The 12,617-nt window shown below is 63.3% G+C and carries 12 protein-coding genes; 5 read left to right on the top strand and 7 right to left on the bottom strand.

Features of this window, described 5'->3' with window-relative positions; genetic code table 11:
* The first annotated feature begins 169 nt into the window (after window positions 1-169).
* Entirely contained in the window at window positions 170-1,384 is a 1,215-nt protein-coding gene (locus CGZ66_RS14395; protein ID WP_095084791.1) for an MFS transporter, read from the top strand.
* 130 nt (window positions 1,385-1,514) lie between these two features.
* Here the strand turns inward: CGZ66_RS14395 and CGZ66_RS14390 are convergent, their stop codons facing one another.
* Window positions 1,515-1,862, bottom strand: coding sequence for a GFA family protein (locus CGZ66_RS14390; RefSeq protein WP_095084790.1), 348 nt, complete (start codon window positions 1,860-1,862; stop codon window positions 1,515-1,517).
* Between the two features lie 119 nt (window positions 1,863-1,981).
* Here CGZ66_RS14390 and CGZ66_RS14385 point away from each other — a divergent pair, with 119 nt between their 5' ends.
* Entirely contained in the window at window positions 1,982-3,277 is a 1,296-nt protein-coding gene (locus CGZ66_RS14385) for an amidase (protein ID WP_095084789.1), read from the top strand.
* Between the two features lie 13 nt (window positions 3,278-3,290).
* Here the strand turns inward: CGZ66_RS14385 and CGZ66_RS14380 are convergent, their stop codons facing one another.
* From CGZ66_RS14380 to CGZ66_RS14360, 5 genes are read right to left on the bottom strand one after another with little or no spacing between them, the layout of a single operon-like run.
* Complete coding sequence (locus tag CGZ66_RS14380; protein WP_095084788.1) at window positions 3,291-3,680, bottom strand: hypothetical protein; 390 nt, start codon at window positions 3,678-3,680, stop codon at window positions 3,291-3,293.
* Window positions 3,681-3,722: 42 nt separating this feature from the next.
* A complete protein-coding gene (locus tag CGZ66_RS14375; RefSeq protein WP_095084787.1) occupies window positions 3,723-4,703 on the bottom strand; it encodes a hydroxyacid dehydrogenase in 981 nt (326 codons plus the stop codon).
* Window positions 4,704-4,708: 5 nt separating this feature from the next.
* A complete protein-coding gene (locus tag CGZ66_RS14370) occupies window positions 4,709-5,425 on the bottom strand; it encodes a FadR/GntR family transcriptional regulator (protein WP_095084786.1) in 717 nt (238 codons plus the stop codon).
* A gap of 2 nt (window positions 5,426-5,427) precedes the next feature.
* The gene (locus CGZ66_RS14365) at window positions 5,428-6,597 is read right to left on the bottom strand and encodes a mandelate racemase/muconate lactonizing enzyme family protein (protein WP_095084785.1); all 1,170 of its coding nucleotides are present in this window, start codon (window positions 6,595-6,597) and stop codon (window positions 5,428-5,430) included.
* A 60-nt stretch (window positions 6,598-6,657) separates the two neighbouring features.
* The gene (locus CGZ66_RS14360; RefSeq protein WP_095084784.1) at window positions 6,658-7,545 is read right to left on the bottom strand and encodes a sugar phosphate isomerase/epimerase family protein; all 888 of its coding nucleotides are present in this window, start codon (window positions 7,543-7,545) and stop codon (window positions 6,658-6,660) included.
* A gap of 401 nt (window positions 7,546-7,946) precedes the next feature.
* Here CGZ66_RS14360 and CGZ66_RS14355 point away from each other — a divergent pair, with 401 nt between their 5' ends.
* From CGZ66_RS14355 to CGZ66_RS14345, 3 genes are all read left to right on the top strand, one after another.
* Window positions 7,947-9,002: a sugar phosphate isomerase/epimerase family protein gene (locus tag CGZ66_RS14355; RefSeq protein ID WP_095085008.1), complete on the top strand. Its 1,056-nt coding sequence runs from the start codon at window positions 7,947-7,949 to the stop codon at window positions 9,000-9,002.
* Between the two features lie 150 nt (window positions 9,003-9,152).
* Complete coding sequence (locus tag CGZ66_RS14350) at window positions 9,153-10,340, top strand: Gfo/Idh/MocA family protein (RefSeq protein WP_095084783.1); 1,188 nt, start codon at window positions 9,153-9,155, stop codon at window positions 10,338-10,340.
* A gap of 22 nt (window positions 10,341-10,362) precedes the next feature.
* The gene (locus CGZ66_RS14345) at window positions 10,363-11,214 is read left to right on the top strand and encodes a sugar phosphate isomerase/epimerase family protein (RefSeq protein ID WP_095084782.1); all 852 of its coding nucleotides are present in this window, start codon (window positions 10,363-10,365) and stop codon (window positions 11,212-11,214) included.
* Between the two features lie 23 nt (window positions 11,215-11,237).
* Here CGZ66_RS14345 and phnE read toward each other — a convergent pair whose 3' ends face one another.
* The gene (gene phnE / locus CGZ66_RS14340; protein ID WP_095084781.1) at window positions 11,238-12,605 is read right to left on the bottom strand and encodes a phosphonate ABC transporter, permease protein PhnE; all 1,368 of its coding nucleotides are present in this window, start codon (window positions 12,603-12,605) and stop codon (window positions 11,238-11,240) included.
* Window positions 12,606-12,617: the final 12 nt, after the last annotated feature.

Here is a 12,617-nt window from a genome sequence, read left to right as displayed (position 1 = left end):
TGGAAACTCCAGGCGGTCACTCCCTATGTTGCGTTGCAGCCAAATGCTGCGCTGCAAACAAGATCGAAGAACCGGCAACATAGCCAAGCCTCGACGGCAAAGCGTGTAACGGGTGGAGCCGCGGTCGGTCGTTCCCTATGTGGCGCTGCAAACAGATCGGAGACTGACCATGGCCGAACCCGCGACAGGCGTCATCGACGCCACACTTCTGAACCCCGCAGACTCTGATGAACGAACCGAGCCGGCATGGGGCGCCGTGGTCTCGCTGGCGCTTGGTGTTTTCGGCCTCGTTACCGCCGAGTTCCTGCCGGCCAGCCTGCTGACGCCAATGGCGCGCGACCTCGGCGTCACCGAAGGCGTGGCCGGACAAGCGGTGACGGCGACCGCCATCGTCGGCGCCATTGCCGCCCCGACCATGGCCATCATCACCAGGCGCATGGACCGCAGGCTGGTGATGTGGATGCTGACGATGTTCCTGATCCTCTCCAACCTTCTGGCCACCTTCGCGTCATCGCTTACCGTGCTTCTGCTTGCCCGCGTCGTGCTCGGCGTAGCACTCGGCGGCTTCTGGGCGATGTCGGCGGCGATGGCGCTGCGGCTGGTGCCGATGCGGCTGATGCCGCGCGCCATGTCGATCATCCTGACCGGCGTTTCGCTGGCGACGGTGTGCGCAGCACCGGTCGGCGCCTATGTCGGTGACATCTGGGGCTGGCGGACCGCCTTCATGATCGCCACTGTCGTCGGCGCCCTGGCGCTGCTGGTGCAGGTGGCCACCATTCCGAAGCTGCCACCCGTGGGCGTGGCAAGCTTCCGGACCTTGCTCGATGTGCTCGAGCGCCCCTCCATCAGGGTGGCACTACTGGTCGTGCTGCTCGTTGCCTCGGGACACTTTGCCGGCTTCACCTACGTGCGGCCTTTCCTCGAGAAGGTCCCGGTGCTCGACATCGAGACAATCTCGCTGGTGCTTCTGGCCTATGGCGTTGGTGGCTTCTTCGGCAATGTCGCCGGCGGCTTCCTGGCCGAACGCAACCTCAAGGCAGCCGTTGCGCTGGCGCCCTTGCTGATTGCGGCGGCGGCTGCCTCAATGCTGGTTTTCGGTGCCTCGCCCACGGTCGCTGCCGCTGCGGTTGCGGCTTGGGGCTTTGCCTTCGGCGCGGTGCCGGTCGGGCTGCAGAGCTGGCTGGTGCGGGCAGCACCGGATCAGGCAGAAAGCGCAGGCGGGCTGATGGTGGCGACGTTCCAGGTGGCGATTGCGCTCGGTGCTGTCTTCGGTGGCCTGCTGGTCGACCATGCCGGCGTGGCAAGCGCCTTCGCCTATTGCGGCACGGCGACATTGCTGGCTGCGATCGTGGTGTTCCTGCGCGGTCCGAAGCAGGTCAACTAGCCGTCGGACTCACCATTTGGCGATGACTTCCTGACGCCAGGCATCGGCTCGCGAACCATCACGGTTTCGGGCCGATGCTGTTATGCGGCAAGCGACAAAGCGAACCTTGCCGATGCGACGGGAGATAGGTTCAGACCGAGCGGCCATCGAAGTCGAAGACTGGCAAGGTCGAAGGGTTAAAATCCGCAACGCAATGCATGTTGACGTAGGCGCTGCGTTCACGGCCTTCGCCGACATCCTCAGCGAAGGGGTGGACTCCACAGGTGCGGCAGAAGCGGTGCGCGATGGCGTGGTTGCCGAATGTGTAGATGCCCAAGTCATCGCCCCAGGCCAGAACCTGCAAGGTCTCGTGCGGGATGGCACACAACAGGGCACCCTTGCGCGAACAGATCGAGCAATTGCACCGCACGGCGCCTGTCAGCTCGGCTTCGAACTCGAAGGCGACCTTGCCGCAGTGACAGCTGCCTTTGTAGAGCATCGGATTTTTCCTCGTATCGACAGGGTGCAAAACCGCCTGCGCCGGTTTAAGTCTCGGCAGGCCAAGTGCTGGCCGCTACCTTTTAAGACGTTCAAGGCGTCCGGAGTCCGACACCGAAAATGCAATCAGCCCGTGACCATCTCGAAACCATCCTCGCGCGCCTCGCCGCCCGTGCCGGCGAAGAACATGTGTTCACGAAGCTTTATGCCGAAGCCGCGCGGGCCGCGGCTGACGCCAGCGATGCCCGCAAACGAACCGGTGTGACGCTGGGGCCGCTCGACGGCACCATTGTCTCGATCAAGGATCTGTTCGATGTCGCAGGCGAACCTACCACGGCCGGCTCGCTCATGCTCAGGACCGCTGCACCTGCGCTGCGCGACGCCGCCATCGTTGGCCGGTTGCGGCAGGCCGGCGCGGTGATCGTCGGCAAGACCAACATGACCGAATTCGCGTTCACCGCGATCGGTGACAACCAGCATTACGGCACGCCCGGGAATGCCACCGATCCCAGCCGCATTCCTGGTGGTTCCTCCTCGGGTGCCGGCGTTTCCGTCGGCGAGGGGACGAGCGAAATCTCCATCGGTTCCGACACCGGTGGTTCGATACGCATTCCGGCATCGCTCAACGGTGTCGTCGGCTTCAAGCCGACCGCTAGGCGGGTGCCTCTCACCGGCGCTTTCCCGTTGTCCGGCACGCTGGACTCGATCGGGCCGCTTGCCCGAACCGTCGCCCAGTGCGCCGCCGCCGACGCCGTGATGGCCGGCGAGGAAGCGGCAGCGCTGACGTCGATCTCCCTCGCGGGGCTTCGCGTAGGCATCCCGCGCGGCCTCCTATTCGAAGAAACGCAAGGCGAGGTGGCGACCGCGTTCGATCGATGCCTTCGCAAGGTCGAACTGGCGGGTGCAGGGGTGGCGGATCTGTCGATAGACGATCTGCTTGGAGAGATGCGCGCGGCGACCAAGCGCGGTTCGATCGCTGCCATGGAAGGGGCGGAGATCCATGCCGACTGGTTGGCGACGGGGGCATCGGTGCCGGTTGACCCACATGTCAGCGGGCCTTTATCGCGGGCAGCTATGCTGCCGACGCCAGTTTACATCAGGACAATGCGTCGTCGCGCCGCGCTCGCGGCCGCCATCGACGAGCGGCTGGCATCGGTCGATGTGCTGGCCCTGCCGACCACACCGGTGACGGCGCCGACCATCGTTTCGATGGTCGACGATGCCGAACTGCGCGACCGCACCGAAGGCCTGCTGCTGCGCAACACGCAGGTTGCCAACCAGTTCGACCTTTGTGCGATCTCGCTGCCGATGCCGGGCATGGTGCGCCCGGCAGGATTGATGCTGGTGGCGCGCAATGGCCATGACCGGCGCCTGTTGCGGATTGCTGCCGAAATAGAGTCGCTGCTTGGCGCTTGATCGACGCGGAGTATCAGTGCGACGAACAGTGCTTGCGTTCGCTTTCCTTGGCGGTGCGTACGATGCCGGTCGCAACCAGCCAGGGCAGGCTGTACTCCTTGCCGGTGATGGTCTGCGTGCGATGCTCGATCGATCCCCTGACGACGATCTTTCCGGCGTAAAGCGCGTCTGAAAGATCCGTTATCGCCTTGTCGGCCGGCGGCAATCCGCTGCTGTCGATCGACACGCCCTTGATGATCGTGCCGGTGGCAAGGTCGAGCGCGCTGTTCGACGGGCAGGGTGCCTTGAAGCAGCGCAGCCCGTTGTCGCAGTAGACATAGCTGCTCTCCGCCGTGGCAAGCGACGGCACGACGGCTGTCGAAGCGGTGGCAACAAACAACAGCGCGGAGCGAAGACTGGGCATGGCAGCGAGCCTCGCCAGAAAATGAGGTGAAACGGCGATACGCTACACGCTCGCAGGAAACCGCCGGCGGTAGTGATCGACCACTTCGGGGTTGCGCAGGTTGACCGGCAGTTTGTTGGCCAGCACCAGCAAGGCTTCACCGGCCGCGCCGACGCCCATGCGCATCATCGATTCCTCGGTGATGCCGGCCATGTGCGGGGTGATGATGACATTGTCGAAGCTGAAATAGGGATGATCTGGCGGCAGCGGCTGCGTCGAAAACACATCGAGTGCAGCACCGCCGATGCGGCGTTTCTGCAAGGCTTCGATCAGGGCGTCGTCATCGACGACCGGTCCGCGCGATACGTTGATCAGCAGCGCATTGGGCTTCATGCGGGCGATCCGCTCGCGATTGATCAAGCCGCGCGTCTCCGGCGTCAACGGACAACACAGAACGATGATTTCGCTCTGCTCGACCAGGGCGTCGATGGACAGGAAGCCGACTTTCTCCGGCGCCGGCTGCATGCTGCGCGTCGTTGCCACCACCTTCAGGTCAAAACCATGCGCCGCGATATGGCCGACGGCTTGGCCAACGGCGCCAAGGCCGACGATGCCGATCGTCTTGCCGGCAAGTTCGCTGTTGGAATTGGCGTGCTCGCGGCCGGCGAGCCAGCCTTTCGCGCGCAAGTCGCGGTCGACGATGCGGAAGCGGCGAAGCAGGGCAAGTGCCGCGAACATGACGTGTTCGGCAACCGAGCGCGCGTTGACCGCCGGCACATTCGCCACCAGCACGCCGGCCGCGAATGCCGCTTCCATCGGGATCATATCGAGCCCGGCGCCATGGCGAATTGCCGCCCTCAGCTTCATGGCACCCTCGAAGAGCTGTGGCGGCAGGTGCGCGCGCACGATGACGATGTCAGCGTTTTTCGCCTCGGCAGCCAGCGTGCCTGGGTCGAGAGCAGAAGCGACGACAAGCTCGCCGGCGCCGGCCAGCATGGCCGAGGCGCGCGGATGCAGGGGGTGTGTGGTGAGGATGCGGGTCATGTCGGTCAGGCTCTTTCGAGCGTCGGGCTTTGAGGTTCCTCGCCGTGGCCCTCGATCAGGCCCTTCCAGTAGCTCTCGGCGCCCTGCAGATGAGCGCTCATCAGCGCCTGGGCGAGATTGCCGTCGCGGCGCAGCAGCGCCTCGTAGATCTGGATGTGCTCGGCATGCGAGCGCACGCTGCGCTCGGGATCGTTGAAATAGATCGGCAGGCGCTGCTCGCCCATCATGTAATAGACGCTGCAGACATTGTGGAAGACGCTGTTCTTGGTCGCGCGTACAATCTCAAGGTGGAATTCGCGGTCTTCCTTGGCCAGGCCTTCGCCTGCGGCGATGCGCTCTTCCGACGCTTTCAGGATCTCGCGCAGACGCTCGAAATTCTCTTCGGTGGCGCGCGAACAGGCAAGCTCGGCCGCCTTGATCTCATGGATCTTGCGCAATTCGACCGTCTCGTAGATCTGGATCGGATCGAGCGGCAAGCCGGCGCGCGCGAACAGCGCCATCGCCTCGACGCTGGCCTGCTTGGTGTCGATGTAGATGCCGGACTTGGCCCTGCGCTCGACAATGCGCATGGCTTCGAGAATGGCGAGCGCCTCGCGGATCTGGCCGCGGCTGACGCCGAACTGCTCCGCCAGCTCACGTTCCGACGGCGTTCGGCCGGTCTCCTTGTCCGAATGGGAGAACAGGTAGGCAGCGAGTTCCGCGAGAAGGTTCTTTTCTTTCATTGTCAATCGCGTTGCGCGTGCGCCTCCAGGAACCGCTCCGAAATGGTGAACCCCAGACCCGGCTTTTCCGGGATCGCTATCATACCGTCCTTGGCTTCGACAGTCTCTTCGATCAGATCATGGATCATCGGGTTGGCGCCGAGCGAATATTCGACGGTGAAACTAGCCGGCGAAGCAGCACAGATGTGCAGTCCGGCGAAGAAGCAGGGCGCGCCGGCCCACAGATGCGGCGCAAAGCGCAGGTTGAAGGCGCTGGCGATGGTGCCGATCTTCATCGCTTCGCTGATGCCGCCGCAGAAGGCCGGATCGGGCTGGAAGATGTCGGCGGCTTTCAGCACGGCAAGGTCGCGGAAGGCATAGCGCGTCGCCTCACTTTCGCCGGTGGCGATCGGAACGGCACTGCTTGCCCGTACTTCGGCCATGCCTGGCTTGTCGTCGGCGATGATCGGCTCCTCGAACCAGGCGAGGTCCAGATCGTCGACGAGGTGGATGAAGCGCTTGGCTTCGGCCACGGTGTAGGTGCCGTGGGCGTCGACCATCAATTCGACATCGGGGCCGAGCGCCTGCCGTGCGGCACGGACGCGGGCGGCGGAGATATGCGCGGCACCGTCCATGGCGCCGACCCGCATCTTCAGCGCCTTGAAGCCGCCTTTGGCGATATACGATTTCAATTGCTCGCCGATGGCGTCGGCGGACGCCCATCCGCCGGACGCATAGGCCGGCATGCGGTCGAGCTTGCGGCCGCCGAGGAGCCGCCAGACCGGAACGCCAAGCGATTTGCCCAGGATGTCCCAGAGCGCGATATCGACGGCGCTGATGGCCGCTATGCTCATGCCGCGCCGCGCCAGTTGCGGCATGGCGTGGCCGGCGCGGGCGGCGCTGTCGTGGCGAACGCCGTTGTAGAGCATCTCCCAGATGACGCCGATGTCGGCAGGATCGCGGCCGATCAATTGCGGACCGACCTCATGGTTCAGCATGTGGACAAGCGCCCCGTAGCTGCCGGCGCTGCCGGCGGCGTTTTTGCCTTCGCCCCAGCCGACCAGCCCGTCATCGGTCTCGATGCGCAGGATGGCGGCGTCAAAGGTCGTCACCTGACCGAAGTCGCTGCGGTGCTGCCGAGCGGCTTCGATCGGGATGCGGATCCACCAGGCTTGGATGGTCTTGATGCGCATGGTCTTCCCCGGCCCTGCCGCCGGTCAGGGCGAAAGGGCAATTTCCCAACAGGCAGTCGACTACTTGATCAGCGGCAGCAACGTTTCTGCGGTGATGCGCATCTGGTCGGTGTAGAATTTCTCGGTCAGAACGCTGGAGCCGTGATCCTGGATGAACTTCAGCTGCTCGGGCGAAATGTCGACCGGATGGCGCTCGACCATGTCGGGATAGGGCGCGGCCGGCGTGCGGTCGACCGGGGCGACGAACTCGTTGGTCAGCGCGCCGTCGTAGCCGACCTCCTTCAGCGTGGCGACGATCTTCGGCCAGTCGATCTGGCCGAGGCCGGCGGCAAAGCGGTTGTTGTCGGCGACATGGAAGTCGAACAGGCGCTTGCCGACCTGCCGGATCGCGTCATGGACGTTAAATTCCTCCATGTGGATGTGGTAGGCGTCGAGGCAGACGCCGCATTCGGGGCTGACCGCGTCGGCCAGCGCCAGGGCCTGGGCGCCGCGATTGAACAGATAGGTTTCGAAGCGATTGAGCGGTTCGACGGCGATCTTGACGCCGACCTTCTTGGCGTGGGTGAAGCATTCACGGGTCGCGTCGACAACCCATTTCCATTCCTCTTCCTCGGTGCCATCCGGCACCACCTTGCCGACCGTCGCCGGAACCAGCGTGATGATCTCGCCATCGAGTTCGCTGATCATCGTCAGCACGTCCTTGACATACTGCACGGAACGCTCGCGCTGGCCCTGGTCCTTGGCGGCGAGGTTGCGCTCGCCCAGCATCAAGGTCACCGCGCCCCAGCAGCGGATACCATGCTCCTTCAGCAGTGCCCGCGTCTCCTTGGTCTTGTACTGCTCAGGCTCGCCGGAAATCTCGATCGACTCATAGCCGAATTTCTTGATGCGCTTGAGCGTCGTCTCCAGCGGTTCCGCCCGCATCCAGTTGTGCGTCGAAAGGTGCATGGTCTGTCCTTCCCAAATTCGTCTTTATGGTTCGCCTGCGACATGCTTCGCTGAAAGGCGACGCAAGGGTTCCTCCCCAAGGCTTCCCCAGCCTTTTTTCGCAAACTGGTTCGACCAATTGGGCCTGAAGGGAGGTCTACAGCAATTTCCCATGGACGGCAAGAAGCGGCGGGTTGCTGCGCTCACTCCGAATTATTTCATTGATTATATTGAGATATGTATCCCTTTTTTGCCTACCCCAGGGGTTCCGGCGATGCACTACAAGACTTGACCAAATCCTTGTATTTGGTAATACCAGAATAGTGGCGCGCACAAGCGCCCCGTGTGAAAAGACCAAAGTGGCTGGCCCTGCTTCCAATCGGCGCTATGCTCGGTCGCGAGGAAAATGAGGGAGGATGCCGATGCCGACGACCATGAAGGGCCCTGGATTGTTTCTGGCGCAGTTTGCAGGTGACGCCGCGCCGTTCAATTCACTGGCTTCGATCACCAAATGGGCGGCTGGTCTTGGTTACAAGGGCGTGCAGATCCCGACCTGGGACGCGCGCTTGTTCGATCTCAAGAAGGCGGCATCTTCCAAGGCCTATTGCGACGAGGTGAAAGGCATCTGTGCCGACGCCGGCATCGAGATCACGGAACTGTCGACGCATCTGCAGGGGCAATTGGTGGCGGTGCATCCGGCCTATGATGCGCAGTTCGATGGCTTTGCGCCGGCTTCGGTGCACAACAATCCCAAGGCGCGTCAGAAATGGGCGGTCGAACAGATGAAGTTCGGCGCCAAGGCCTCGCGCAATCTCGGGCTGAACGCCTCTGTGAGTTTCTCCGGAGCACTGGCTTTCCCTTACCTCTACCCGTGGCCACAGCGGCCGGCCGGCCTGATCGAGGAGGCTTTTTCGGAGCTCGGCAAGCGCTGGAAGCCGATCCTTGACGTCTATGAGGACAATGGCGTCGATGTCGGCTACGAAATCCATCCCGGCGAGGACGTGTTCGACGGCGCTACCTTCGAGATGTTCCTCGAAGCGGTTGGCGGCCACAAGCGCTGCAACATCAATTACGATCCGTCGCACTTCCTGCTGCAGCAACTCGACTATCTCGAATTCATCGACATCTATCACGAGCGCATCAAGGCGTTCCACGTCAAGGACGCCGAGTTCAACCCGACCGGGAGGCAAGGCGTCTATTCCGGCTATCAGAGCTGGACCAACCGCGCCGGCCGCTTCCGTTCGCTCGGTGACGGGCAGGTGGATTTTGGCGGCATCTTTTCCAAGCTGACGCAGTACAACTACGATTCCTGGGCTGTGCTGGAATGGGAATGCTGCCTGAAGCACCCGGAAGACGGCGCGGCAGAGGGCGCGCCATTTATCCAGCACCACATCATCCGGGTGACGGAAAAGGCATTCGACGACTTTGCCGGCGGCACCACCGACAAGAAAGTGCTGCGCGGCATGATGGGGATCTAACGCGGCTTCCCTCCCGCTCGAGGGAGGGTGGTAGACGGTCCCGGGTAGGGTCAGTTCAACCGAGCTCTACCTCTACGACCCACCCGATCCGTTGCGCGGATCGACCTCCCGTCAAGGGGCTGGGATATTTCAGACACGAGGAGAAAAGACATGGTCGGCGCATCGAAGTCGGAAACGGGAGGCGGTCCGATCCGCTATGGCATGGTCGGCGGCGGGCAAGGCGCCTTCATCGGCGCGGTGCACCGCATCGCGGCGCGCATGGACAATGATTTCGTGCTGGTCGCCGGCGCGCTGTCCTCCGATCCGGCGCGTGCCAAGGCCTCGGCCGCCGAACTCGGGCTCGACCCGGATCGCAGCTACGGCTCCTATGCCGAAATGGCCAAGGCCGAGGCCAAGCGGCCCGACGGCATCGAGGCGGTGGCCATCGTCACCCCCAACAATGTCCATGTGCCAGCGGCCAAGGCCTTCCTCGAAGCCGGCATCCACGTCATCTGCGACAAGCCGCTGGCGACGACGCTTGCTGAGGCCAAGAAGCTGGCCGCCGTGGTCGAGAAGACCGGCAAGGTGTTCGTGCTCACCCACAACTACACCGCCTATCCGATGGTGCGGCAGGCCCGCGAGATGGTGGCCAAGGGCGTGCTCGGCGACATCCGCATCGTGCAATCCGAGTATCCACAGGACTGGCTGACCGAGGACCTCGCCGCCACCGGCCAGAAGCAGGCGTCGTGGCGTGGCGATCCCAAGCAGGCAGGCGCAGGCGGCGCGCTGGGCGACATCGGCACCCACGCCTACAATCTGGCGCGCTTCGTCTCGGGACTGGAGCTCGATTCGCTTTCGGCCGATCTCGATGCCTTCGTGCCGGGGAGGCTGCTCGACGACAATGTCAACGTCATGCTGCGCTTCAAGCCGGCCGGCAAGACGCATCCGGCCAAGGGCATGATCTGGGCCAGCCAGGTGGCGCCGGGCCATGAAAACGGGCTGAAGCTGCGTATCTATGGCTCAAAGGGCGGGCTGGAATGGGTGCAGGCCGATCCGAACTATCTCTGGTACACGCCCTTCGGCCAGCCGAAGCAACTGATCACCCGCAACGGCGCCGGGGCGCTGCCGGTGGCGGGGCGTGTCAGCCGGGTCCCGCCGGGCCATCCCGAGGGCTACCTCGAAGGTTTTGCTAACATCTACCAGGAGGCCGCGCGCGCCATCCGCGCGGCGCGCAAGAAGGGCGGCAAGCCGGCGAAGGATGTCGTCTTTCCGACCATTCAGGACGGCGTCGAGGGCATGGCCTTCATCGAGGCCTGCGTGAAGTCGTCGAAGAAGAATGGGGCCTGGACGAAACTATGACTTCGACCGGCGAGGGGCGTCGATGAAAATCGGCATGTGCATGTTCCTGTGGACGACGGCGGTGTCGAAGAAACACGAGCCGTTGCTCCGCGACATCAAGGCAACCGGTTTTGATGGCGTCGAGATACCGATCTTCGCCGGCACGCCCGACGACTACAAGAAACTGGGTGAGTTGCTCGACCGTATCGGGCTGGAGCGGACCGCCGTGTCAGCCATGGGCGAACCGGCGATGAACCTGATCGCGGCCGACGCCGCGACCCGCAAGGCCGGCGTCGACTATATGAAATGGGCTATCGACTGCGCCGACGCGCTCGGCGCCAGCACGCTGAGCGGGCCGCTGCATTCGACGCTCGGTGCCTTTTCCGGCTCAGGGCCGACAGCCGCCGAAAAGAAGCGCTCGGTCGCTTCGCAACGCGCTATCGGCGACCATGCCGGCAAGAGGAACGTCACCATCGGGCTCGAGGCGCTGAATCGCTTCGAATGCTATCTCCTCAACACGATGGCGGATCTGTCCGAGCATATCGATGCCATCGACCGGCCGCATATCAAGGCGATGTACGACACGTTCCATGCCAACATCGAGGAAGCCGACCCGATCGGCGCCTATACAAAACACCGCAGGAATGTCGTCCATATCCATATTTCGGAGAACGACCGCGGCGTGCCGGGGCGCGGCAATATCCCGTGGAAGGAAACGTTCTCCGCCATCCGCAAGAGTGGTTATGACGACTGGCTGACGATCGAGGCGTTCGGCCGTTCGCTCAAGGACCTGGCTGCGGCGACCAAGGTGTGGCGCGATTTTTCCGAGAGCCCGGAAGCCGTCTATCGCGATGGCTACAAGCATATCAGGAACGGGTGGAAGAAAGCGGCATAGGGCGCCCTGAGGCGCCGCGATCGCTAATTTTGCTCGGCTTGGATCCTGTTGTAGTCGTGGATGGTCCGGCTCAGCCGGCGGCGCAGGAAGTTGGATATGTTGTCGAAGATGAACACCACGGCCAGCGTCAGCAGCACCATGTAGAAGACGTTGGCCCAGTTGGAGTTGGTGCGCATCGCTTCCCATAGTTTCAGGCCGATGCCGCCGGCGCCGACGGCGCCGATGATCGTGGCGCCGCGGGTGTTGGATTCCCACTGGTAGAGCGTCTGGCTGATGAAGATCGGAATCACTTCAGGCATTACGCCATAGCGCTGCACCAGCAAACCGTTGGCACCTGTCGACTTGATGCCCTCGCGCGGTTTGTCGTCGATGTTCTCGAGGCTTTCCGAATAGGTTTTGCCCAGCGTGCCGATCTCGGTGAAGAAGATCGCGGCACTGCCGGCCAGCGGGCCAGGGCCGAAGGCGCGGGTGAAGAACAGCGCCCAGATCAGCATGTCGACCGAACGCATGAAGTCGAAGAAACGCTTGAGCACCTGGCTGAGCAGCCCGTTCGGCGTGATGTTGCGGGCGGCGAAGAAGGCAAGCGGGAAGGCGACGATGCCACCGAGCAGCGTGCCGAGAAAGGCCATGACGATGGTCTGCAGCAACTTCGTCCAGACGTCGCCGTGCTGCCACTGGGCGTTGTTCCAGATATTGTCTCCCGCCAGCGCGAGGTTCGAGGTGCCCGGCTTGAGTTCGGGGCCGGACACGATCAGCGAGACCACTTCGCTGGCCGACTTGCCGAAGAAGGGCGAGCGCGTGTCGAAGACGAAATTTGCCCAGCCGAGGAAGCGCTTGCGGACCTTGACGCGGTCGACGGTGACGCGCACTTCGCCGGCGAAGCCCATCTTGGCCACCACCTCGTCGTCATGAGCGGTGATCCAGTCCGGCACCGGGCCCGAGATCACCGGCTTGCCGCCCGTCAGCGACACCGGCACCGTCTCGCCATTGGCCACGATCGTCGCCTTGGTCTTGTCGAAGGTGACGGACTTGTCCGGACCGTCGATCAGGACGCTGAAGGTGCCGTCCGCGTTCTTGATGACCCAGTCTGGATTCGGGTTCTCGCCAAGCGCGGAAAAGCGCGGGTATTTCGGTGTTATCTCGGGCTGGTCGAGCCGAAATTCCGGCTGCAGGTCATAGCTGACCCACTGCGTCAGGAAGAGCGGCAGGCGTTCCCAGTGCGATTCCCGCAGCACTTGCGGCAGGCTGAAGAACCACAAGGCATAGATGAGGTAGAGCAGTATGCCGACGAACAGGAACAGCGGGGCAAAGCGCTTGTACGTCGGCCGCCGGAACACTTGCGGGTAGCGCTCCTCGATCAACCGGATTTCGTCGGCGGTCATCGTCGCCATGATCAAGAACCT

Origin of the sequence: Mesorhizobium sophorae (assembly GCF_002270415.1) — a bacterium.
Classification (GTDB): domain Bacteria; phylum Pseudomonadota; class Alphaproteobacteria; order Rhizobiales; family Rhizobiaceae; genus Mesorhizobium; species Mesorhizobium sophorae.
Note: the sequence above shows the minus strand (reverse complement) of the source record. Positions and strands in the feature narration are given on the sequence as shown.